This window comes from Brucella oryzae, assembly GCF_041929965.1.
In the GTDB taxonomy this organism is placed as follows: domain Bacteria; phylum Pseudomonadota; class Alphaproteobacteria; order Rhizobiales; family Rhizobiaceae; genus Brucella; species Brucella oryzae.
Genome location: NZ_JBHEEO010000010.1, coordinates 112755 through 136132 on the forward strand (window position 1 = coordinate 112755; position 23378 = coordinate 136132).

Genomic DNA, 23378 nt, shown 5'->3' on the forward strand with positions numbered 1-23378 from the left:
ACTCTTTTCAATGTTCCAATCCATTACCGACCGTCTTCTCAAGGACGTCAGACTGAATGCGTCTGCTTATAAATTCCCACCCACGCAGGTACTGAAGTGCCGTGGCGAACCGCTTTTCCGTTCGCAACAAGCGCGTGACCTGGCATGTCTTTTTGATCTATCTCCTAACGTAATTGCTTGGACTTGTTTGCCTCTGCTCGTACGTTTTGGCGACGGTTATCATGTTCCTGATTTCGCAATCCAACGAAACGACGGTGATTATCTCGTGGACGCGACACCTCCACCGGAGTGGGCGATCACAGCCGCCGAAACTGATGGCTGGCTCTATGACTGCACCAGTTACCAGCACGACGCCAATGCTGAAGTCATTGCAAATGCGGTAGACTTACTACCATACGCGCAGAATTCAACGGTTTCGCTTTCTGACCGCGTGCGCCTGCTGACCGTTCTCGATGACTACGGCCCACTTCCGCTTAAGCATTGTTTTCAACTCATTCGAAATTCAAGCGAGCCAATGGCGGCAATCGCCGCGCTCTATTTCTCCGGTGAAATCGTATTCGATTTGACTGAGAGGATAGCTCCGGAAACACGCGTTTCCAGAACCTAGTTCACTTCCACAATCCTAAATGATGCAAATCGGCGTTTACGCGCCCGATAATGAGGAGTCTTACGATGAATAGTCAAAATTATCTGAACGACATGATCAGCAAACTCCACCAACTGATCGATGATCTGAAGATGCTCCGAGATGGCAAACAGCCAACACCTGAAATTCTTGATGACAGTCCCGCGTTATACGACTGGAAACAGACTACTCGACCTGCTGCATGTCTAGAAGGACTGGTTCAGGAACATCCTTTGCTTGGTCGCAACAGGCTCATCATCACCAGCGATCTCTACTATCTCGATCCTGAAATGCGGTTCGCACGCACACTTTCCAGGTTCTATAGGCTCGGAAATCCAGCCAGGTTCGGACGGCAGCATTAAATCCATGAGGGCAACGTCGATGAAACTCATCCGAATATCGGGTCGCTACTGGCGGCCACCCCTTCCCCCACTTCCACGCAGTGTGAGTAAACAGAATGAAGTATTTTCAACGAACACAAGACGGTTTGGCCTTGGAGCTGGCTCGGGCACACGTCACTAGGCAAATTCGAAAACACGGCCTTCATCATTTTCTAGCAGGGCGAGTGTGCACTCTTGCTACCATTATCGATCACCAAGAAGATCTGGAATTCTACGAACGCGCGCTTACTGAGATCAAACACTACTGTGCAGGCCCGCGCTCGCAACGGATCATCACAATTGACGAAAAGCAAGCGCAACGCCAAAAGCGGTTAAAGCGACCGACCGAGGAATTTTCGTGGGCAAGGCAAACCGTCTTCTTGACGCACAATGAGTTATCATTGCCTGAATACGTATCGGCAACAGTAGACTACGTTGTTCCCATTAAAACCGACGTATCACTTTGCGAAGCCGTTGCTCGGGGTTTTCAGCACACTAAAATTGAATTTTCTAAAATCGATGAGCTTCATACCGTTTCCCTGAACCGCATCGCGTCATTTATCACTCAAAATTGGACTGAGCCGGAAATCAGAAAGAAACTCTATCAATTCACTTGCGTCACAAAAATTTCCCCAGAATACCGAGCAACAGATATCAATCTGGATAACCTAGTTGGATATGGTTCGGCTGCTACCTGGGGTAAACTATTGGCCAGCGATCTTCTGCTTTATCGTGCCGGTCATTTACCTTGGTCAGATATTGATCGTGGAATTCTTCTTAGCGGGCCGCCAGGCGTGGGCAAAACATTGTTTGCCCGTGCGTTGGCCAACACATGCAATGTTCCATTTTATCCACATTCACTTGCGAGCTGGCAGTCCCAAGGAAGTTTGGATGATTTGCTGAAAGCTATGCGGTCTGCGTTCGAAGAAGCCAGCAAAAACGCTCCAGCAATTCTTTTTCTAGACGAGATCGACAGCTTCGGTATTCGAGCTAATCTGTCGGGACATAATGCGAATTATGGGCGGCAAGTAATCAATGGACTGCTCGAGCACCTTGATGGTGTAAGCAACAGAGAAGGTGTTTTCGTGATTGCGGCGACAAACATGCCAGACTTAATTGACCCCGCAATCACGCGTTCCGGGCGCATCGAACATCATGTGTCGATCACACTACCCGAACCAGCTGAACGTGAAGGAATTCTTCGATTTCATCTTGATCGTGACCTCGAAGGCGAGGACATCTCTGACGTGGCGGAAAGTTTGACCGAGGCATCTGGAGCAGATATCGCAAAGTTTGTGCGTCAAGCTCGACATATCGCGCGTTTGGAAAAACGGCCTTTGGCGCTGTCCGATTTGCTGAGATTTAAACCAGCTACTACCCCCCTTCAGCCTGACGACATTCACCGTATTGCTGTTCATGAATCTGGACATGTCGTCGTCGCTCACGCGCTTTCGGATAGCCTCGGCATGGTGCCGGTTTCGGTAATGATCAATCGCGAAGTCCAAAGCGGAACCGCTCGACTTGGGGGTGTCAAAATGCGGAATACAGAGCCCAAGATTGTCAAATTACGCGAAAATTACGAAGCCGAGATTTGCTGCTATTTAGGAGGGCTGGCGGCCGAACGCGTGATTCTCGGAGAGCATTCGGACGGTGGCGGTGGAGCTGACGGATCTGATCTTTCGAAAGCCACCGAGATTGCCATCAGATTGGAAGCCTCATTCGGCTTGGGTGAAAATCTGTCATTCTGGGCTTCCCATAATGAGTGCAAGCCTGACTTTCTAAAATGCAATCCGCGACTGCAGGCAGTTGTCGGCAAAACTCTTCAATCCTGTTTTGCCAAGGCATGCGAAATCATCAAGACGCGAAGAACTGCCGTATTATCAATCTGTCGTCTTTTAGAACGCGACGGAGAAATCGAAGAAGAAGTACTTCTCAAAGTGCTACAAGATGCAAACGATCTTTTCTCGGTTCCTGAATTACTTGATCGGAAGGCTTATGATCGCTCTTCGCCTACGGAGAGCCTTCGTAAGTAGGGCACGGCTTCCGTTACCCTTGAAACGTTCCAATCGCGGTGAATTTCGACACAGCGAATTGTTGCTGAATAAATCACATTCTAATTTTTCTTTAATTTCCACGTCTTACACGTACTGCGTGGGGGCATTGAATAAACTACAAATCGACGCCTTCCGCTTTGTGATAATTGAATCAATAAGCAGGCCATGCAACGCCTCAGCTTCTTCGTGATCGGAAGCTCTAACTCTAGGAGGATTAATTGCCAATTTCTTGTTTCGGAGATGCGCAGAGACAAAATTTAGTCGACACTTATGAAGTTCAACCTATCTCGCACTGCACTCTCCTTGAAGGCCAGACCCGTCGTGGTTGCGCACGTCCTCTCACCCGCGAGTACTACATTTTTCAAGCCACACACCGTTCAACGCAGCAAGTCGAGACATTCTATGCGGGACGGGATTCTGGTCCTGCCATACTGACGCTCCTAGGCCACGCCCCCCTGCCCTTAACCGATCCGTTTCCGAGCATTGCGAATGGAGCAGAGGCACAAAATCAAGGCGGCGCACATGCTGTAGGTGTTCCCGCCATCGTGAACCAACAGAACTGGACTCAAATCAACGTTCAGTTGAATCGAGCTATCGATTTAACGTGTATGCTTTGGGATACAAATCCACGCGGCCTTTTCAAACTGATTAAACAATCAATTTTCTCAAATCCACAGGAAGACATAGATCCCTATCTGATCGAAAATTTTAATAATGCGCTTCGAAGATTCAACTGTTCGATTGAAGCCAAGCTCCTTGAAGCGGCTGCTCGCGCGGGGAGGACCGCGCCGCTGTGGAATTTTCGAGAACTCGAGAATATGGTTGCGTGGACCGGGGAATCATATCTGTTTCCAAGTCAAGCTCCGGGTCATCCTAGGCCCGAAAATGTCGTGCGTGTCTTGAAAATCGAAGCTCAACAAAATTTTGCCCGTTGCGAAATGTTGACAAGCGGGTGGAAATTGATTGCAGATCTCAGCTTATTCGATGAATTGGGCGGTCCAGTTCCAAACCAAAGCTATAATTGTTATATCGGATATCGAAAGGGTTTTTGGAAAGTTACGCGGGTTGTCAGCCGCGCTCAAGATGCACAGATCCCGTGATGTCTGGAAAATTGTTCTCATCTAAGTTGCTATCAACACAAGCCTGTATGCCAAATCCCCAAATCTCAAAGATCGTTCCAAGTGCAAAGTTCGTTACACCAGGATCGGCAACGCAGAAAACGTGGCGATGGATCATCTCACGCCCCAACTCAGACGCCCAATTGCCGAGAGAAATAGGTTGCGAAGTTACGGTGCAGCAAAGACCATCAAGCATATCTGTGGCGCGAGGAAGTTTGGACGCTAACTCAATTGCATCGGGAACAGTGAAATCTCCGATAACACTATAGGAGAATTGAGACTTCTCCGAAATAATTTCAAGTCTAGAGATATAAGTAAAAAGCTCTGAGTACAATAGAAAACTATAGTGCGCATACCCACCCAAAAATGGAATATCAACCGTCAACAATTCCTCCGTCTTTTTACCAAAATAATAACTTGTCATGTCAAATCAATCTCATCCCAATAATTCTAATTTATATTATAATCATGCCTCTTGCAAAATCATAAATGAATATTTTAAATGCGACCAAGACTCGTGGGAATTAGGCTGGCATTTACTCTACTTTCAGACGTTCGATCTGCTTGTCGTTGGCAGTTGCTGTTGAATAACGCTTATTATCGGGAATCAAGCCTGAGATGCTCTGGCCTTTACGAAGGATAGGCTGATTTCCTGGGCAGGATTGAGAAGCCACCAGCACGTTATCCAGGAGTTGGTATGCAGAAATTTTTACTTCGTCGACTTGAATTGAGCGATATGGATTGCGCCGCTATCGTTCACCGCGCTGCGTTTGATGACCGGTTGCCCTGGTTGGCTGGACTGCATACTCCGGCTGAAGATCAGTGGTTTTACAAGGAACGTGTTTCTGCCGCCTGCTCGGTGTGGGGAGCGTTCGAGAATGATGGCTTGGTGGGTATTATCGCTTTCCACAATGGCTGGATCGACCAGCTTTATGTTCTGCCAACAGCGCAAGGAAAAGGCATTGGAACCGCCCTGCTTCAGATTGCAAAGTCAGAAACTGTCGAACTATCTCTTTGGACTTTTCAACGTAATGACGCGGCACGACGCTTCTATGAAAAACATGGATTTGTCGTAGTCAAAGAAACTGACGGGTCGGACAATGAAGAGCGCGAACCAGATGTCCTCTATTCGTTGCACCCTTCATCGGGACAATAGTAATGTTCTGGCCGAGAAAACAGGGCGTTATCGAACAACGACACAGAACGGACGCGATGAATGCCATATGGGATTAGCTTGAAATGCTGCAATGCCACGGCAATTGAGATCCTGGAGCTCTGGGACGAAGCGAGTATTTTTGAACCGTCTGGTTCAATGCTTGAATTGAATTATCCTCCCCATTTGACGCTTGCAGTTTTCCCTCACTATCCAGGTGACATAAGCGCGGCCCTGGATGAGGTTTTTTCATCACAAGAAAAACTGTCGATAGCCTTCGAGACCGTGGAGCATTTCGATAATGACCTCATGGTCCTTTGGGCAAAACCCCGTTTTGACCAGAGCTTGTCGGACCTCCATGCCGATTTGCATCGCCACTTCGATCCAATGATCTGTCATGAGCATTACCGTGCCGGAAGCTGGGTTCCACATTGCTCACTGGCAACCAGAGTGCACGAAGCTGCCAAACTAGCCGCTATCGACTGGGCCAAGAGCAAGATACTCGATTTTTCAGTTGAGTTCGACGTGGCGGACTTCGTGCAGTTTCCGCCGGTGTTGGTGAAGCAGGAGTTGCAACTGGGATAAGAGAGAGGTTCCGACGCTATGAAACTCGCCCACATCAACCTTGTGGCTCGCAATGCAGAAACACTTTCCGCATTCTACACGAATGTCATGAAATGCGAGTTGCTTCGTGGGCCCAGGTTTTTGTCAGGCGATAAGGTCTCACGTGGTAACGGGCTTCCGGACTGCGAAATATATTCGATCTGGTTAAAGTTTCCCGCGCTTGAATGGCCTTTCCTCGAGATACACCAGCATAAGACTACGCATTCTCGTGGCCTGCCGAAGGTCAATGAACCCGGTTACGGTCATCTGTCTTTCCAGATAGAGAACCTCGACAACATCCTTTCGACAATCATCAGGGCCGGTGGCTCACAGATCGGACAGACTACAAATTTCGGAACGTCGGAGAAGCCATACCTGATTGCCTACGCACGCGATCCTGAGGGAAATGTGCTTGAACTGGAGCAGAAACGTGCATGACTATGGTAGGTGCGACACGATCTTGAAGCGCATTAGATATGAGCGGTCGATAACGATCTACGCCTCAAAGCCACTCAGCTATAGGCTTGTGCCAGCAATCGAGAATGTCAAAAAATCTACGTGCGTCAGGCGTCATCTTATTTTCTGCGAACCCATCGAATACTTAGACCAATAAAGCGCTTGGCATTCGTAGCATATTCGCGCCGTCTCGCCATACCTCTCGTCAATTGCCAGCTGAGATAATGCGCCTTTGTGCGCTCCAGTATCACGTTCTTGGCGGGATGGACAACGACCAAACAGATGACCACAGGCCATATCAGCGGATGCAATTTTTACGTGAACAACCACAGCGACTATTGAATAAAAGCAAAATAGGAGTTGACCAAATATTTCAAATCGACACATTTTGTTTTTATGTGGTCAGATAACGAAACAAACATAGATTACCTCAATTATACTGAGCTCGCAGAATTAATCTGCGACATGGTGACTGACGATACGCTATTTCCCCTTTCAGTTGGCGTATACGGCGGATGGGGTGCGGGAAAATCCAGCGTATTGAGGCTCGTTGAAGAGACTTTATCCGCTCAGGAAGACACTATCGTCGTCGAATTCGATGCCTGGCTATATCAAGGGTATGACGAAGCCAAGTCAGCTTTGATGACAGTTATCGCATCCAAGTTGATGACGACCGCGCCTCAGAGTCTAAAAGACAAGGCCATCGGTCTAGTAAAGCGAACGAATAAGCTGCGATTACTAGGACTGGGACTTGACGCCGGACTTATGGCCGCTGGAGTTCCCAGTTTCGGTCTAGCCACAAAGGGGCTGGAATCGTTAGGTAAGGTGTTCAACGGCGATGCCGATCAAGAAGACAGTGCCAATATTAAGGCTGCGCTAACCGACGTCAAGCAGAGAGCAGACGGGCTGATAGCTCCAAAAGAAATCAAATCTGCGCCGGAAGAAATAGCTGCATTTAAGGAAGAATTCAGCGACCTTCTTCGTTCGATGAACAAACGCTTAGTGGTCTTTGTTGACAATCTTGATCGCTGCCTACCCGAAAATGCTATTAAAAGCCTTGAAGCCATGAGGCTTTTCCTTTCAATGCAAAATACAGCTTTCATCGTGGCCGCGGACGTGGATATCATCAGGCATGCGGTCTCTACCCACTTTAAGGGCGCATCTCCGCGACATGTGATTGATTACCTAGACAAGCTGATACAATTTCCAGTAGCTGTGCCAAAACTCGGAATGCGAGAAGTTCTAGCATTTTTGTGTATGCTGATTGCGAGCCGTTCGGGTGCTGACGGTGAAGCCATCGAAAAACTCAGATGTTACCTCATCAAGAACATCCAAGATTCATGGCAAGACACCCAGAAAATAGAACGAAAAGACGTACTTGCTATTTTGGAAGTAAGCGACGCAGATCTCTCTGCACAAATTGATACAGCCTTTCGAATAGCACCTATCTTGGCGCATTCCACTGCAGTGAGCGGAAATCCACGCCTCATCAAACGAATGATGAATATCGTAAGGATGCGTTACGCGACAGCTAAGCGACGTAAAATGGAGCTCGACGAAGTAATAATTACAAAGCTTGCTCTGTTCGAAAGATGCACCGATGAAGCGGCATTTAAACAGCTGCTGACAATCATCAATGATGCTGGAAACGGTAAGCCCTCGCTGTTTGCAAAAGACAGCGACGAGCGAACCAAACTGCCAGAAGCAATGGAGAAATATAGGTCGTTCTTTGATGAATGGATCGACTTGGAACCCTCCTTAAATGGAATCGATCTGAGGCCAGCTATTTATTTGGCAAGAGAGACTCTCCCCCTGCAGATACAGTCCAAAGCGCTATCGGCGGTTTCGGTCAATGTAGTCAAAGAACTACTTAAAATACCTAGCCTGACGTCAAAAGCGGCAATGACCGAGATCGGGAAAATACCTCAAGAGGAAGTTTCCGAGGTTATGCAGGAACTTGTTGTTTCGTTGCGTCAGAACAGCGATTGGTCGAAAAAGAGAAACGATATAAACGGGCCTATTCTCTTGGCAAGTAAAAGACCCGAATGTGCGACCATCCTTTTGAGTTTCACAAATCAAATATCCAATCCAGCTCCATGGCTGGAACAAGTATTAAAGGGCATCCAAAACTGAGGGGATCATGGGGACATCAGCATCATCGCGCGGGACAAATGGCGCACAACCACTAGTGCCATCGTGGGCAGACGATCAGCCAAACGTTAAATTGCCAACTCCGGAACCCCAGCGTTTCCGGGCGTTTAGGACTACTTTTGGCAAGGCAGTAGCAAATGGAGGTGATAAAAGTGACATCAAGAAGGCGCTCGGCCATTATGCCCGAACCGCAACTGGCGGGAATTCTGTAGGTCCACGACGTTTCGGGAATTTTTATACCGCTGGCAGTAGTTTATACTCCGCATTACAGGGCCTCGCTGATAGTGGATCATTACCCGGCTTTAGCTCGAATAACTTCGTTGGCAAACCGCTTGATCAGTTATCGCAGGCACTAGGCGAATTGCTATCAGGTGACACGCCTGATGCTGACAGGATCAATGTTGCCGTACAGGAGGCTGTCGCCACTGTGTTGGATGTTGAGAATGATTTTGATCCTGCTCAATTAACAGGCGATGCCATCAACGCCATCCTATCAGAATTCCTGGCGTTATCTGTTTTTCAATCGATAGTTGAAGAAGTTGGTGGTGCATGGGATCGATCCGACGACGTAAAAAAGACGGCTGACTGCGAGCGCAATCTGCTCGATCTGATCAGGGCTATCGTGGATACAACGCTGCATAATAAGTTCAAGGCGGGCACTTATCCCTACAGCCAGGACAGCATTAAAAAATTTATGCGCGAGACGGTCAATTCAGTCTGGACAGAGTGGGAGAGCTATCAATGACCGCAAACAGATTTAATTTTCACACTGATGACCTTGCAAACTCCGTACTCAGCAAAGATGGAACCTACGATGTCCAACTTTTCGGAACGACGAAGATCGATGGCACTGCTCATATAGGAAATACTGTCGCAGATCAGGTTCAGCGGCTTAGTGCGAATACGTCAACCGTTGCCTTTGACCTTCTCGCTATAGCGCTTGCTGTAACCGCTGCCGATTCCTTCACGCCGAGAGAGAAAAACGCGCAAAATGGTTGGGCGCGGACATTCGAATTGAATATTCCACTTGCGAAGCCGCTCGTCTGGCAACCTGCGCAGGCCAAGCTTGAAAAACTGCTGAATTTCCTTAGCGGAGATAACTGGTCCCTCACTCTTCGGGGCGGAGGAAGAAACTGCCCGGCTGCAGTTCAAACAAATAAGAAAAGAAAGGCGAATCTCGCAGGAGTAACTAGCGTCAGCTTATTCTCAGGCGGACTCGATAGCTGGATTGGTGTTAATGAGCTACTCCGCGACGGCAAAGTCCCTATTCTAATAAGTCATGCCTACACAGGAGACAAAGGATACCAAGATCGGCTCTTTGAAACCTTCTCCAAGCGAGCCGAACGTTTTTCTGTTAATGCCAGCCCCATGAGGCGCTTTAAAGGCAATGATACTACGATGCGAACTCGAAGCTTTAACTTCATCGCATTCGCAGCAGTCGCGGCAGAGGCCATAGCTCAACTCAATTCTACTAATAGCCGCGTTCCAATTTATGTGCCAGAGAATGGATTTATTGCATTGAATGCACCGCTCACATCACGAAGAGTTGGTTCATTGAGCACACGAACAACGCACCCATATTACCTTCAGCAAATGCAGGATATTTTCGACCTGGTCGGTATTCGTGCTGAAATTCGCAATCCTTATAGGCATTCCACCAAAGGTCGAATGTTGAAGGATTTTGGTTTAAATACTCAAGATGCGGCCACCGCGATGGACACGGTGTCCTGCGGAAAATGGAAAAGAAAGAATAAGCAATGCGGCCACTGCGTCCCTTGTGTTATTCGACGTGCGGCATTCTTCGCCGCCGGTGTTGATGACACGACGGAATACAGCTACTCACTGCACCAAGTCATGAACAGTGATAACATTCATCTAAAAGACGACCTGATGTCGATGGCTTACGCTGTTCAGCAGAAATCGGATGCGGAGCTTAAAATCTTGGCGATGTCGAGCGGGCCACTGCCTTTGGACCTGGGAGAAAGAGACGGCTGGTTTGACGTACATAAAAAGGGATTATATGAGGTCGCAAACTATCTGCGGTCGGAAAAAATAATAAGTTGATTGATTTTCATTGCCACTTAGACCTCTTAAAAGAGCCTCATCGAGCAGCCAGAGCAATCGATGAGGCAGGTGTCTATATGCTGTCTGTAACAACGACACCTAAAGCATTCTTGAAGACAGCCGCCTTAGCGAAAGACTACAAAAGGATAAAGACGGCTCTCGGCTTACACCCCGAGCTCGCTCACCTTAGACAGACGGAACTCTCACTTTTTGATCGTCTTGTTTCCGAGACCAGATACGTAGGTGAGATCGGATTAGATGGTAGCAGCGACTTCAAAATGCACTTTGACACCCAAATGCATGTATTCCGTCATATTTTGAACTCGTGCAAAAAAGCAGGCGGCCGAATTCTTTCAATACACAGTCGCAATGCTGCTAAACCCGTTCTAGACACGCTGGAAGATAACCCAGGTTTTGGCATTCCGGTCCTGCACTGGTTTTCTGGTAGTCACGCTCAATTGCAAAGGGCAATTGCAATGGACTGCTGGTTTTCTGTTGGTAGACCGATGCTAAAGTCGACGAAAGGGAAGGAACTTGTTAGCCAAATGCCTGTGAACCGGATCCTGACCGAGACCGATGCACCCTTTACGTCAACTGAATATGACCTTTATCCTTTGGATCATATTCAAGAGACGGTAACGTGGTTGTCCGCGCTATGGTCCATGCAAGTTGACGACGTTGATTGCCAACTCTCAAATAACCTCCGTGCACTTGTAACGAAGGATATCGCTGCGTGACCGGTTCACAGATAGCCCAGCTCAATTAGGAAGTACGTAATCGCGGCAGGCCAGCAAGAATGCCTTGGATGAGTGCTCCGAAGCCGACGATCAACATGCAAACGGTTCTAATCATAGCGTGCAAATATCAGGTTTGCTCGATTGGATCCTTATCGCCTATTGAGACTGTGGCTCTTCAGTTATCGGTGCGGCGGATTTGAAAATAAACGGAACTCTCACCTTGCCGACAATCGAGGTTTGATATGGCTGGCATTTTTTCACGGCTTCCTCAGCTGCCAATCCGACAACATAGTTGGTGAAGCCCCCGGATTTCACCGTTTCAACCTCAGTTACTTTTCCGTTTTTGTGAAGGCGGAATTCTATAACAGCGTCTCCAGACTGGTTGAGAGGCATCCTAAAACATTTGCGAACCTGATTTGAGAGACGGAAAGCCTCCTCACGGCTAGGTGGCTCATTGGCGAACGAAACACCGACACCCAGTGTTGCCATCAAGGCGATGCCATACAGCGTGATCTTCATACTCAACTCCTGAAAGTTAACGTTCAGCGCACACGAGAGCTAAGACTGCTCCTTATGCCGGTTGCAACTTTGGTTGTGAATCTTGAGCATAATAACGCCACCAACTTTTTATGGTTAACTCAAATTTAGTTGTTGCAATCAAAATGAAATGCTGCGATATGCAGCGCCCTGAGCTTAAACGCTCAAACAAAAGGATAATATCACCATGATACGCAAACCGACTACCCAGTGGAGCAGAAGCAAAGTCTAGTATTGGCGTCGGTTTAATACCCGTTGCGCGATTGCATCGGCTTATCCTTGTGTTCCCCATTTGACAGACTTTCGGCCATTCTGGCCACCAAAAGCTTTCAGGGGACAGCTATGAATTTTTCTCGTCAAGTATCTCGAAATATCAGTCTTCAACGTGCCGGTCTCGGATTCATCGCCGAAGCTGACGCTTCACGTTGCAGTTCGGACACTGGTTGTCAGGATAGCCACGGCGTGACCGAGGTTGGGGGCTTGGAAATACCAAGCTCAGTCAGCTGATCGCGGGTCAGAAGAAACTCAATTCTGGCAAGAACCGACCTCCGGTCACGCTACCCGCCGTCCCGGTCACAGAAACAATACAACTGCTCGCGGCTTCACTCCATTCAACGATGTCGTCGTTTATCACGAAAGTGAGCTGGAGCATCGTGTCTCGACTTTGCTTCAAGCTCGAACAGATGTCGATGAGTTGCATTCCCAGTTTCCGGTGATGGCATACCTCGACGCTGACAACGTTCAACGGACCCACACCTTTGACTATTTCGTTGTATTGCGCTCCGGACGACGGATGGCAGTTACCGTCAAACAGTTCAAGAAGCGGGCAAAGATGCACCTGCTGCTCAAACAAGTACGGCAGTCAGGCATGTTGGTCAGAAATGAACACAACGAATTCAGATCGGGATTCGTGGATGACTTGGCTCTGATCACCGACGTTGACGCAAACATGGACGCCTTCCTGAATGCGTCGGACATTTTGAGAGCGCGCGATTTCTACAATCGCGAGGATCATGTCGAGTTATTGGACCACGTTCAGCATTTCCCCGGAAGGTTTCGATTTGGGGAGCTGTTTCGGAATTGCACAAACCAAGCTCGTCGGTGGACAGCCGCTTGGGCGCTTATTGAACACGGAAACATCAGGCCTTTCCAGCCTGGCAGGATCAGCGATGTTAGCTGGATGACAGTGGCTCGCTAAGTTCTCTGCGCATCGGAAACATAGAGAGGGATTATCATGTACAGCTTAAATTCACAGCCTGCAGTCTTTAGACGATCAATGGTCAACATGTGTTCGAAGGACCGCTTGCACCTAAACGGCAGAAACTGGATTCCGGTCAATCCCAATGGAGATGGCTGGCATCTGAGAAGCGACGACAAGCATGACCGGGAAGTCTTCGTCAGTCACCAAGAGATTTATGACGACCTCTCGGCAAACCGTGGTGCCGTGAAATACGGTTATCACGACATTGAACAGCAGAAGCTACGTATGATTTTTGGCGATAAGCAGTTCAGTGACTTTCCCGAAAACGTACAGTTCCTCGCACTTTTGCGCGAAAAACTTATCAAAAAATACGACGAGGCATATCCAGAATACAAACGCAGACGGTGGAACCACGACGAGCTTTCCAAAAAACTGCGAGCTTGGTTCTTTGAGATTCAGGATGATCTCGCGCCAAAAGGGAAGCGAGCCGACCAAGCTACGAACGTACCGCGATATGCAACGCCATCGGTTAAAACGTTTTGGCGCGACTACTCCAAATATCATGAGTGTAGCGGCGACGTATTGGCCCTCGTTCAACGTCATCATGGACCAGGCGTGCATTTTCGCTCGATTGATCCCGAATCGATGGCGTTTGCTCAGAAGGAAGCTCAGCGATACATGGAACGCACCCGACTGACCAAGGCTCAAGTATACCGACAGTACCTCGCAGCTCTCGCTGCCGAGAATGCATCGCAAGAAAAGGAGCTGGCAAAAATTTCGCGCACGAAATTTGAATCGATCATCGATGCCTTTGACGAATTTGCAAAGGTTGCCGGTCGCCACGGGGAAGCTCAAGCGAAGAAGAAGTTCTCTTCAATTAAAAGATCCTTCGACGTTGAAGTGCCTGGCGAACGCATTGAAATCGATTTTTGGAACGTTGAACTGGTGTCTCTTTTGAGTGAAACCGGGATGTGGAGCCTGCTACCTGAAGCATATCGCTCGCAGATCGGGAGCATTCGTGTTTGGTTTGTGGCCGCAATTGATGTCGCTACTCGCTACGTGCTGGCATTCAAAGCCAGTACGGCTCCGAATGCGTCCAATGCGATTGAAGCTATCCGGTTGATCATGATGGACAAGACGTTCATTTCACAACAACTGGATTGTAAAACGCCCTGGATCGGACGCCTTCGCCCTCGATGCGTCTACAGCGATAACGGAAGCGAGTTCATCAGTTCACGTACGCAGGAGGTCCTTCGTAACGCTAAGATCGCTTACGTTCAGCCACCCGCTGGCCGTCCGCAAGCGCGTCCATTCATTGAACGCCTTTTCCGTTCCATCGGGCCTATGGTCGCTGGCGAGTTTGATGGTCGTACGTTTGGTTCGATTGCAGAAAAAGGCGATTACAATCCGGAAGCCCATCTCAGTCTCCAAACTGACGAACTAATCAAGCTGTTCACCATCGCAATTTGTGACATCTATCACCGTGCACCACATGCCGGTCTTGGTGGACGTTCGCCTCATGATGCATGGGTTCAGAAAACGCAGGTCTATCCGATCAATTTCCCCCCGAGTGATGAAGAGATGCTTCACATTTTCGGTGAGAAAATTGTTCGACGCATTTCAAAGAACGGCATCGTCTTTATGGGAATTCCATATCGGAACGACGAGCTTTCTCGTCTCCATTCGAAAGAAGGCCAGGTTCAGTTCGAAGTAAAATACGACCCAGCAGATCTCCGTACAATCGCGGTCAGGAATCCGAAGGAAGGTTGGTTTCAGGTCGAGAACAAGATCGAGCTGGATGAATGCGTATCACTGGAGGAATGGATTTCAGCACGCCAAAAATTACGCATCGCAAATGCGAAGGAATCTGAGTCCGGTTTAGACGCTATGTATTCGGCGCTGAGACTGATGAGAGAATCTGGCGAAACGGCAAGATTGCGAGCAAGACTGAGTCCGAGAACACTTGAGCCTAAGCAGATCGAGGCGCTTGAGAGCGAGTTGTACGGCAGTTGGGTCGCGCAACTCAAAGAGAACACAGAAAGCCTTGGATCTGTGGTTTCACTTCCGGGTGATCTGCTTTCACCGACCGGAACCTCAGCGATTGCCGATTATCATTCCAGTCCAACCAAATGGGTATCCTCAACAGCTCTGGAAACCTCTCCTAGCGTTGTACGCGTACCGAGCAACATGACCAATTCCGGGCTTGAAAAAACGGAGCCGGTATCAAACGACGACTATTACGACGACTACATTTAAAGGCGGGAAACCAATGTATAACACCAGATTGAAGGAAATTAAGAAACAGATTTACGCAACTTACCTAGAGGGACCCCGCGATCAGAAACTGCGGGCCATGTTGCGGGCTATGGTCGAGAACGTATCGGATTGTTTCGATGGAGGCGGCTCACGGCAACGCGCACTATTCCTGATTGGCAATTCTGGCAGCGGAAAAACTTTCTCACTGAAACACCATTTCGCGCTTATTCAAGAATTTCAGCCCTTTCAAAACGAGTACGGTGAGACGGTCAGCCCCCTTCTGAGTATCGAAGCGCCAAAGCCCTGTACTATGAAGGGCTTTGCTATCGCTGTGCTGGAAGCTCTGGGGTTACCAGCCAACCCTAAGCAGACAGAAGGTAGCTTGTACGTATTAGTAAAGGCGCAGATCAAGGCGCGAGGAGTGCTGTATCTTCATGTGGACGAAGCTCAGCACCTGATCCGTCACAATAGCACTTCAGCCATCCAGGACGTTCAGGATGGCCTGAAGAGCCTTATGCAGATCCCAGATTGGCCGCTACACATCATCTGCTCCGGTGTGAACGAACTCGCTCATTTACTCCAGAACGACCAGCAACTCGCAAACCGTAGTCGTGTGCTTCGTTATAGGGAGCAGTCACCTGATACCGATAAGGAATGGATCGAAGCCGCAATTCAAAAAATCGCCGTCGACATTAGTGGCCTTAAGGTCCCAGCGAAGTTACTGGAAGACGACTTTATTGGACGGCTTTGTCATTCAGCGATGGGTGGGTTTGGTAAAATCGTAGAGACGATTCAAGCGGCTTGCATTCTCGCATTGCAGAAAGACAAACCACAACTTGAAACGGGTGCTTTTGCTCAAGTTTATCAAGACTTCAGCGGATGTCTGCCAGGAAGCAATATTTTCCGCGTCCCCCGTTGGTCGGAGATTTCGCCAGAACATGTCCTTGCGGACCTGCCATCAATTGGCACGAAAAAAGGAGGGACAAAACAATGACATTGCCGGTTACTCTGTCCTTTCATGAAGACGAAAGTCTGATCAGTCTGGTATCCCGGCTGGCTCGTGCGAATGGTTATACTACGATGCAATCGTTTCTGGAATCCACGTACACCAACCGCGAAGCAATTGTCCGTGGAGACCACGTCGCGCTTGCTGAAATCTCGGAGCTTTCCGGATTTTCAATTGAGCGCCTGGCAAACGCAAGCGCTGTTCATCAGCGCCCTGGTTCGAACTGGAAGCTGGGCTACGCTATTTTCAATAAAGAAATGCGGCCAGGCAAGATGCTCCGATACTGTCCACATTGTGTTCTTGACGACATTGATCGGCAACCAGGTCGCTCCATCGCCAAGCCCTATGCACGCTCGTGGTGGAGCTGTCGCGGTATTGAAGGATGTCCAGAGCATGGGCGTAAGTTGGTCGAGCACCTTGTAAACTCTTTTGACCAGCGCGACGACTTTGCTACGTTCGTCGATCAAAATGTCCAGACCATCCGCAATCAGGCGCGCAATCATCAGCTAAGCTTGGCACCCTTGATGGATCGGTTTCTGCGTGACCGCATTTTCAAACCTGCCAAAGCCGACGACCTGGTCGACACATTGGATGTCCATATCATTGCTGAGCTTTCAGGATACTTGGGTAAATTCATTGCAATCCATAAGCTCACCGACCTTCAGGACGAAGCGACGGACCAGCGTGAATGGGGATTTAGGCTTATCTGCAAAGGGCAGGCAGAACTGGAGCGCATTATCATTGAAACCATTGACCAGAAGAGACCGATGGCTCGCTTTGTACTCGACTTTTTTGGACCCATCATGCTTTGGCTTCGAAGGAACCAATTCAAGCCAGCCTATGAACCCGTGATTACGCTCTTCCAGGAAATTGCTGAAAGAAATATGCCTTTCGGACCAGGCATGGAATTCGTTCGCCCTATTGAAAGGAGATACCTATTTTGCGTGAATTCGGCTCACGAGGAGTATGGTATTCACAAGGAGCGAATTAAAGCTTTGATCATTCAACATGGGTTGACCACGCGACTTCAGCTTCATAACTCATCGATTTATTTTGACGCTGAGAAAGCTCGTTCGATCTTTGAAGAGGCAAATGCGACCGTCAACGGCAAAGAAGCAGCGTCGATCTTGGGAGTAGGAGAAGCAAGTTTTAGGAAGCTTATCGAAGCTGGAATTCTGGGGAGTTCGGAACTTAGGAAAAAACGAGACCATCTACATATTCTTAAATCCGATTTTCAGGACTTTGTGGCGAAGCTGACTAAGAACGCTGAAACGTGTAGCGAGGAAAATCCCGAATGGCGAGCGCCCGTAAAACGGAGGGCCTTTGGCCTTACTTTCCCACAGATCATTGAAAAAATTATCGATGGACATGCCAAAGTCCGTATCATGCCGGGTTCGGAGGGTCTTCTGAAACGGTTGAGAGTGCACTTCGATGTAGTAAAACCAATTAAAGCCTATACCCCGGTGGAGGACGAAACCCATGCCTCTCATGCATTGGCGAGTCATCTATTGGGCGCATCCGGCATTACGTTGAGCGAACTTATCAAAAAGGGATATGTACGAGAAAAGCCCGCATATCGTCGTTCCCTTCGTCTCGTGGAAAAATCTTCGATCCGCGAGTTTAAAGAGCATTATATTTCCCTAACCAACCTTCGTGAAATCTTGGGTATCAACCGCTCTGGAATGAAAAAACATCTAGCCGACTTGGGCCTTTTCCCTCTGCTCGGGCTAAACACCAATTTCACTAGCTACTATTCGCTTTCAGATTTGCGGAAAAAGAATCTGATTTAAATCTAAAATCATTGAGCAGCAGTTTTAGAGCCCGCTAAGCGGGCTTTTTTTGTCCTCTGGTCAAAAAGTGGACAAATCAAACGCAACGAAACGCCCGCACCTATTTGGAGGCACCCAAAAAAATGTAACAAAATCAAAGGATGATATAGCGAATAAGACAAACCAACGCAGCATTTACAGTTATTGTCCGAGTGGCGTGATCCTGTCGAGATCTTCGAGACGGAGCGCGTCCCCCGGCTTTTGCGCCTTGGCTATCGGATAGCACGCACGGAAAGACGCGTATTATCACTGACACAATCAGCAACAACGCGGCGAATGCAGATATTGTATTGGGGAAGGAACGGCATGCTATCGACGCTTTCGATCTGCGCTGGATCGGTGCAATCGTGAAGCGCGATGGTATTGTAGAAGAACCCGGCTCGGAGTCGGCGTGCTGAATGACCCGGGGACCGGCATATTGTGGTTGATTCACCGGCTGGCTCAGTATGACCAGGGGATAGAAGCGGGACAGATACTTCTCTCCGGCTCATTCATCCGTCCGATAAAGGCTCTTTTTGGCAGTGTTTCTTTGAAACTCTTAGGTTTCCAGATGTCCGCACCTACCAATGATTTCAAACACCGTCTCAAGGCAGGAGGAGAATGTCTGCATGGCATCTGGCTTGGGTTTGCTGATCCATACGCAACAGAAATGGCAGCCATTGCCGGTTTCGATTGGCTGTTAATCGACAGTGAACATGGGCCCGAACGATATCATGCTTTCAAACCACTTGATGAGCCTTTTCTGAGCGCCGAACGGCCTATAACCCTGCGCCGAGAAGGCAGTGGCCTATGTTTCCAGGCTGCTGCCTACCAGAAATAAGAAGCCGGAGATTTAACCGCATCGCGTAAGATATAGCGTCCTATTCGCAATGATGAGACAGCGCATTTGGATCAAAAACTATATCAATAAATTCAACATCTTAATACAGATTTATACTAAAAGAAGCTTTCCGTCTCAGCTCGACTGAATGCCGAATGGAGCTTTCTCTCTGCTGCAGGATGGTGATGATCGACCATCGGTACTTAACACCATCGAAGCCCCCAATCATTGACTTTTTAAAATGGCCGCATTTAAACACCTGTCAAATTCATGAAATGAGTCATTCCCAAGCGACGGTGTTGGCCGGATGCTTCGTTAGAAATCAAGAGTAAATTATGGCAAACGAAGATCTCGAAGCTCGGCATCTGGACACTCTGGACCGGGATTTGAGCCGCTTTGTCAAGCTGGAAACGGCGGCGAGTTACGTCGCACGCCCACTCATAGCGCCGGGCATTGCTCTCGTATTTATCATGCTTGCCGGGCTTGGCGCAGCCATGCTGTTGGGCCAGACCAGTCAAATGCTCATAGTTGTAGCTGCAGCCGTTTTTGGCGCCTACATGGCTTTGAACATCGGTGCAAATGACGTGGCCAACAATATGGGACCGGCTGTCGGTGCCAATGCGCTGAGCATGGGCGGTGCAATTGCGATTGCAGCAGTGTTCGAAAGTGCTGGCGCACTCATTGCCGGGGCCGATGTTGTATCGACAGTCGCAACTGGCATCATTGCACCGAATACGCTCGCGACCCCGATCATGTTTATATGGGCAATGATGGCGGCTCTGCTCGCCTCAGCTCTCTGGGTCAACCTCGCAACATGGATCGGCGCTCCTGTTTCGACCACGCATGCAGTTGTCGGCGGTGTGGTGGGAGCTGGTATCGTCGCAGCAGGATTCGGAGCAGTGAATTGGTCTCAGATGGTGGCCATCGCCGCGAGCTGGGTTATTTCGCCGCTGCTGGGCGCGATCATAGCCGCAGGTTTTCTCTGGCTGATCAAAGCGCGTATCGTCTATCGTGCAGATAAAATTGCGGCTGCACGCATATGGGTGCCGATCCTTGTTGGCCTCATGGCGGGAACCTTCGCAACATATCTGATCATGAAAGGTCTGAAGCAACTAATCGATGTGTCGATCGGGATAGCCCTGATTATCGGATTGGCTTTTGGCATCGGCAGCTGGATTGCTTTGATCCCGGTCATTCGCCGCCAGTCACAGGGGCTAGAAAACCGTAACAAGTCGCTCAAAGTCCTGTTCAGCATCCCTTTGGTTGTTTCGGCTGCATTGCTTAGCTTTGCCCACGGTGCAAACGATGTTGCCAATGCTGTCGGGCCGCTCGCGGCAATCGTCCAGACGTCGCAGACCGGCATGTTAAACGACGGCGTCGTGATACCGCTCTGGGTTATGCTGATCGGAGCATGTGGCATTTCCTTCGGCTTGTGCCTGTTCGGCCCCAAGCTCATTCGCATGGTAGGCAATCAGATCACCAAGCTGAACCCGATGCGGGCTTATTGCGTGTCACTGTCAGCCGCGATCACGGTTATTCTCGCCAGCTGGCTGGGATTGCCCGTCAGCTCGACCCACATTGCCATTGGTGCGATCTTTGGGGTCGGATTTTTCCGCGAATGGGATACAGAACGGCGGTTAAAAAAAGCGCGTCAGGCCCTGCCCTTGAATTCGCTTCCGGTCGAAGAACGTCGCCGTCGCAAGCTGGTTCGCCGCTCACACGCACTGACGATTGCTGCCGCCTGGGTGATAACGGTTCCCGCAGCAGCAATCCTCTCAGCCATTCTGTTTGCGTTGTTGAATCAGATACCTGTTGGAAACTCCTGATCCAACGAGGCGAACGGCGCTTAACAACGTTCTATATCAAACAAGCAAGGCCAGTGCCGTGCTTTTCAACCAGAGCAATTTCCTGTTTTGATCGTGTCACTGGAACTGCTCTGTTCTACTTGTTTTCAAGCATGTCTCCCGAAACTGGTTCCCACTTTCGGGAGACATGCGCTAGTTGGCTGCGCGTTTAGGCGCAGCTGTTTGTAGACCAACCAGATCACCGACAATCGCCGCAGCCTCGTTCTGCAGGACATCTGTCGCGTTCTTACGGTTTTTCTCGATGGCCAGATCATCATTCAAGCTTCGCTCATTCGATTGCAGACCGTCATCAATCGCCGTATCAATACCATCATTGACCTTTCCGCGTGCCTTAACCCGTTCCTCCTGAGCGGCCATCTCATTACGACGTTCTGTTTCATTGAGGGAAATAACCGTTTTCTCGCGCTGCGCTTTCAGCGTTGCAACATCTTCTGCAAAGTCCTTGAACTCGGGAGATTTCTGCACACGCTCATCATGCAGGCTCTGCAGCCGGGGTAACAACGCCTTTATATCGTCCGACGATTTGTATTTCGCAGGCTTTACCTCAGACCAAGGCAAAGCATTGTCAAAGCTCGATTCACCCACAAGTTTGAGATCGAAAAGCCCTGGCAGACTGATATCGGGCGTCACTCCACGCAATTGTGTCGTTCCGCCGTCAACGCGGAAGAACTGGGCGACCGTAAATTTAAGCTCGCCATATTCCGGTTTGGGATTATTGGCCACCTCGTCGAGATTAACCACGGTTTGCACGGTTCCCTTACCGAAACTCGGTTCGCCGATGACCACGCCCCGACCATAATCCTGTATCGCCGCAGCAAAAATCTCGGAGGCCGAAGCTGAGCCGCGATTGATGAGTACTCCCAACGGCCCATTCCAGGCTGGAGCCGGAAGATTGTCTTTTTCTACCTTGATTTCGCCGTTGGCATTACGCTGCTGCACCACCGGCCCTTTTCCGACAAACAGGCCCGTCAGATCGATCGCCTCGCTGAGTGAGCCGCCGCCATTATTGCGAAGATCGATCAGTACACCATCGATCTTATCCTGCTTCAGCTCAGCGATCAGCTTGGCGACATCGCGACTGGCACTTCTGTAATTCTTGTCGCCCTTGCGCCGCGCTTCAATGTCTTCATAAAACGCTGGCAGAGTGATCACACCGATCTTGCGGGAAGCATTCCCCTCCTTTACCGAAAGGATCTTTTTCTGGGCAGCTTGTTTATCAAGACTGATCTTGTCACGAACCAGAGTAATGACACGATGCTTGCCGTCGGGGCCTGCATCAACAGGCAGGATGTCAAGCCGCACGACCGACCCCTTGTCACCACGGATCATCTGTACGACCTCATCGAGACGCATACCAATTACTTCCTTGATAGGACCTTCTTTGCCCTGCCCGACGCCAACAATACGGTCGCCCACGGCAAGCTTGCCCGATGACTGTGCCGGGCCACCGGCAACCAGCTCACGGATCGTCGTATAATCGTCTCTTTCCTGGAGGACGGCACCGATACCCACCAACGATAACTTCATTGAAATGTCGAATTCGGCTGAAGCCTTGGCACCAAAATAATCAGTATGGGGATCGACCGATGTCGTAAAAGCAGCCATAAATGACTGGAAAGCATCATCACTATTATATTTAAACGTGCGCTCGATAGAGTTCTCATAGCGTTTATCGAGTGTCTTGCGAATAGCTGCATCATCCTTACCGGCCAGCTTCAGACGCAGCCAGTCGTTCTTGACGCGCTTGCGCCACAGATCATTGCTCTCTTCAATCGATCGCGGCCACGGCCCCTTGTCGCGTACGACAGAGAAATGTTCCTGCTTGTTGAAATCGAAGTTCTGCTTGAGAAGGCTGCGTGCAAACGTCATGCGTTCGATGATGCGCATCTGATAGACGTTGAAGATGGAAAACGGGATGGTCAGATCCTGGCGTTTGATCGCATCATCAATTTCCTTGCTGCCGGTCAGGAACTTATCAATATCCGCCTGCAGGAAAATGAGCCGATCCGGGTCCAGCGAGTCAATAAACCGGTTCATGATCCGGACCGACAACGCATCATTCAAAGGGACGGGCCGATAATGAAAACGCGTTAAAAATTCTGCTGTTAGACGAGCGGCCTGCACTTGCGCCGGCGACGGCTTCAAAACGGCCGGAGGACTGGCTTCAAGAGCATAGGCTGACGAAATACCTGCCAGAAAGAGCCAGACCAAGCCAATTTTAATGCGTTTCAAACTATGTTCCATTCTCGACATTGATCGCTTAGTTCAACCCCTTTGTTGAGCAATTAATGTTTTTTGGCAACCGTTTATAATAAATTATTGGGCTCAGCCGCAGCCGGCGCTGGCCAGTTGACCGGCCATCCGTTCCAGGACATCTGGCTGCGATACAGATATCCTGAGTTGTATCCGGGAATGCTCCCCATAATGACGATGAAATACCATTAGATAACCGACTCATAAGAACGTAGCGAGATACGAATTGCAGCAAGCTGGATAGATGCGAGGAAATTGTCGTCGCGTTTG

Annotated in this window: 19 protein-coding genes and 1 pseudogene; 17 read left to right on the plus strand and 3 right to left on the minus strand. The window is 49.3% G+C overall.

All coding sequences use genetic code 11. The features are described 5' to 3' along the window. Positions 1 to 10: 10 nt before the first annotated feature. The 4 genes from JNC70_RS12955 (at position 11) to JNC70_RS12970 (ending at position 4159) form a co-directional block, all read left to right on the plus strand. Positions 11 to 607 carry a hypothetical protein gene (locus tag JNC70_RS12955; RefSeq protein WP_374788616.1) on the plus strand — a complete coding sequence of 199 codons (597 nt, stop codon included), beginning with the start codon at positions 11 to 13 and terminating at the stop codon, positions 605 to 607. A gap of 65 nt (positions 608 to 672) precedes the next feature. Then, positions 673 to 987 (plus strand): DUF6634 family protein, encoded by a 315-nt coding sequence (locus JNC70_RS12960; protein ID WP_374788617.1) that lies wholly within the window; start codon positions 673 to 675, stop codon positions 985 to 987. Between the two features lie 95 nt (positions 988 to 1082). Beyond that, the gene (locus JNC70_RS12965) at positions 1083 to 3038 is read left to right on the plus strand and encodes an AAA family ATPase (RefSeq protein ID WP_374788618.1); all 1956 of its coding nucleotides are present in this window, start codon (positions 1083 to 1085) and stop codon (positions 3036 to 3038) included. 239 nt (positions 3039 to 3277) lie between these two features. Then, positions 3278 to 4159, plus strand: a complete 882-nt coding sequence (locus tag JNC70_RS12970) for a UCP028583 family protein (protein WP_374788619.1) — start codon at positions 3278 to 3280, stop codon at positions 4157 to 4159. On the opposite strand, the gene JNC70_RS12975 is transcribed toward JNC70_RS12970, so the two are convergent. Continuing rightward, complete coding sequence (locus JNC70_RS12975; RefSeq protein ID WP_374788620.1) at positions 4128 to 4601, minus strand: hypothetical protein; 474 nt, start codon at positions 4599 to 4601, stop codon at positions 4128 to 4130. The two genes, JNC70_RS12970 and JNC70_RS12975, sit on opposite strands and share 32 nt — an antisense overlap. A 273-nt stretch (positions 4602 to 4874) precedes the next feature. Between JNC70_RS12975 and JNC70_RS12980 the strand changes: the two genes are divergently transcribed. The 7 genes from JNC70_RS12980 to qatD all read left to right on the plus strand — a co-directional run bounded on the left by JNC70_RS12980 (position 4875) and on the right by qatD (position 11341). Next, a complete protein-coding gene (locus JNC70_RS12980; protein WP_374788621.1) occupies positions 4875 to 5333 on the plus strand; it encodes a GNAT family N-acetyltransferase in 459 nt (152 codons plus the stop codon). A 60-nt stretch (positions 5334 to 5393) separates the two neighbouring features. Next, positions 5394 to 5915 (plus strand): 2'-5' RNA ligase family protein, encoded by a 522-nt coding sequence (locus tag JNC70_RS12985; RefSeq protein WP_374788622.1) that lies wholly within the window; start codon positions 5394 to 5396, stop codon positions 5913 to 5915. Positions 5916 to 5933: 18 nt separating this feature from the next. Then, positions 5934 to 6371 (plus strand): VOC family protein, encoded by a 438-nt coding sequence (locus JNC70_RS12990; RefSeq protein ID WP_374788623.1) that lies wholly within the window; start codon positions 5934 to 5936, stop codon positions 6369 to 6371. Between the two features lie 378 nt (positions 6372 to 6749). Continuing rightward, positions 6750 to 8522: a KAP family P-loop NTPase fold protein gene (locus tag JNC70_RS12995; protein ID WP_374788624.1), complete on the plus strand. Its 1773-nt coding sequence runs from the start codon at positions 6750 to 6752 to the stop codon at positions 8520 to 8522. Between the two features lie 7 nt (positions 8523 to 8529). Then, the gene (locus JNC70_RS13000) at positions 8530 to 9285 is read left to right on the plus strand and encodes a Qat anti-phage system associated protein QatB (protein ID WP_374788625.1); all 756 of its coding nucleotides are present in this window, start codon (positions 8530 to 8532) and stop codon (positions 9283 to 9285) included. Further along, entirely contained in the window at positions 9282 to 10604 is a 1323-nt protein-coding gene (gene qatC / locus JNC70_RS13005) for a Qat anti-phage system QueC-like protein QatC (protein ID WP_374788626.1), read from the plus strand. Before JNC70_RS13000 ends, qatC begins: the two co-directional genes overlap by 4 nt. Then, on the plus strand, positions 10601 to 11341 hold the full coding sequence (gene qatD, locus JNC70_RS13010) for a Qat anti-phage system TatD family nuclease QatD (RefSeq protein WP_374788627.1): 741 nt from the start codon (positions 10601 to 10603) through the stop codon (positions 11339 to 11341). Before qatC ends, qatD begins: the two co-directional genes overlap by 4 nt. Positions 11342 to 11497: 156 nt before the next feature. Here qatD and JNC70_RS13015 read toward each other — a convergent pair whose 3' ends face one another. Then, positions 11498 to 11860, minus strand: a complete 363-nt coding sequence (locus JNC70_RS13015; RefSeq protein WP_374788628.1) for an energy transducer TonB family protein — start codon at positions 11858 to 11860, stop codon at positions 11498 to 11500. Between the two features lie 490 nt (positions 11861 to 12350). Here JNC70_RS13015 and JNC70_RS13020 point away from each other — a divergent pair, with 490 nt between their 5' ends. The 6 genes and pseudogenes from JNC70_RS13020 (at position 12351) to JNC70_RS13045 (ending at position 20816) form a co-directional block, all read left to right on the plus strand. Continuing rightward, entirely contained in the window at positions 12351 to 13076 is a 726-nt protein-coding gene (locus tag JNC70_RS13020; protein ID WP_374788629.1) for a hypothetical protein, read from the plus strand. 36 nt (positions 13077 to 13112) lie between these two features. Continuing rightward, positions 13113 to 15335, plus strand: a complete 2223-nt coding sequence (locus JNC70_RS13025) for a TnsB C-terminal domain-containing protein (RefSeq protein ID WP_374788630.1) — start codon at positions 13113 to 13115, stop codon at positions 15333 to 15335. Positions 15336 to 15348: 13 nt separating this feature from the next. Further along, positions 15349 to 16329: a TniB family NTP-binding protein gene (locus JNC70_RS13030; RefSeq protein ID WP_374788631.1), complete on the plus strand. Its 981-nt coding sequence runs from the start codon at positions 15349 to 15351 to the stop codon at positions 16327 to 16329. Further along, positions 16326 to 18131, plus strand: a complete 1806-nt coding sequence (locus JNC70_RS13035; RefSeq protein WP_374788632.1) for a TniQ family protein — start codon at positions 16326 to 16328, stop codon at positions 18129 to 18131. Before JNC70_RS13030 ends, JNC70_RS13035 begins: the two co-directional genes overlap by 4 nt. A gap of 272 nt (positions 18132 to 18403) precedes the next feature. Continuing rightward, positions 18404 to 18690, plus strand: a pseudogene (locus JNC70_RS13040) (2-oxo-hepta-3-ene-1,7-dioic acid hydratase); the annotation flags it as partial. 635 nt (positions 18691 to 19325) lie between these two features. Then, positions 19326 to 20816 carry an inorganic phosphate transporter gene (locus tag JNC70_RS13045; protein WP_104757529.1) on the plus strand — a complete coding sequence of 497 codons (1491 nt, stop codon included), beginning with the start codon at positions 19326 to 19328 and terminating at the stop codon, positions 20814 to 20816. Between the two features lie 171 nt (positions 20817 to 20987). Here JNC70_RS13045 and JNC70_RS13050 read toward each other — a convergent pair whose 3' ends face one another. Beyond that, on the minus strand, positions 20988 to 23099 hold the full coding sequence (locus JNC70_RS13050) for a carboxy terminal-processing peptidase (RefSeq protein ID WP_104757530.1): 2112 nt from the start codon (positions 23097 to 23099) through the stop codon (positions 20988 to 20990). Positions 23100 to 23378: the final 279 nt, after the last annotated feature.

What these genes read in the sequence shown, in the direction of transcription:
- JNC70_RS12955 (WP_374788616.1), top strand. Translation starts at nt 11, where the DNA reads ATGTTCCAATCCATTACCGACCGTCTTCTCAAGGACGTCAGACTGAAT.
- JNC70_RS12960 (WP_374788617.1), top strand. Translation starts at nt 673, where the DNA reads ATGAATAGTCAAAATTATCTGAACGACATGATCAGCAAACTCCACCAA.
- JNC70_RS12965 (WP_374788618.1), top strand. Translation starts at nt 1,083, where the DNA reads ATGAAGTATTTTCAACGAACACAAGACGGTTTGGCCTTGGAGCTGGCT.
- JNC70_RS12975 (WP_374788620.1), bottom strand. Translation starts at nt 4,601, where the DNA reads ATGACAAGTTATTATTTTGGTAAAAAGACGGAGGAATTGTTGACGGTT.
- JNC70_RS12980 (WP_374788621.1), top strand. Translation starts at nt 4,875, where the DNA reads ATGCAGAAATTTTTACTTCGTCGACTTGAATTGAGCGATATGGATTGC.
- JNC70_RS12985 (WP_374788622.1), top strand. Translation starts at nt 5,394, where the DNA reads ATGCCATATGGGATTAGCTTGAAATGCTGCAATGCCACGGCAATTGAG.
- JNC70_RS12990 (WP_374788623.1), top strand. Translation starts at nt 5,934, where the DNA reads ATGAAACTCGCCCACATCAACCTTGTGGCTCGCAATGCAGAAACACTT.
- JNC70_RS13000 (WP_374788625.1), top strand. Translation starts at nt 8,530, where the DNA reads ATGGGGACATCAGCATCATCGCGCGGGACAAATGGCGCACAACCACTA.
- qatC (WP_374788626.1), top strand. Translation starts at nt 9,282, where the DNA reads ATGACCGCAAACAGATTTAATTTTCACACTGATGACCTTGCAAACTCC.
- JNC70_RS13015 (WP_374788628.1), bottom strand. Translation starts at nt 11,860, where the DNA reads ATGAAGATCACGCTGTATGGCATCGCCTTGATGGCAACACTGGGTGTC.
- JNC70_RS13025 (WP_374788630.1), top strand. Translation starts at nt 13,113, where the DNA reads ATGTACAGCTTAAATTCACAGCCTGCAGTCTTTAGACGATCAATGGTC.
- JNC70_RS13030 (WP_374788631.1), top strand. Translation starts at nt 15,349, where the DNA reads ATGTATAACACCAGATTGAAGGAAATTAAGAAACAGATTTACGCAACT.
- JNC70_RS13035 (WP_374788632.1), top strand. Translation starts at nt 16,326, where the DNA reads ATGACATTGCCGGTTACTCTGTCCTTTCATGAAGACGAAAGTCTGATC.
- JNC70_RS13045 (WP_104757529.1), top strand. Translation starts at nt 19,326, where the DNA reads ATGGCAAACGAAGATCTCGAAGCTCGGCATCTGGACACTCTGGACCGG.
- JNC70_RS13050 (WP_104757530.1), bottom strand. Translation starts at nt 23,099, where the DNA reads ATGGAACATAGTTTGAAACGCATTAAAATTGGCTTGGTCTGGCTCTTT.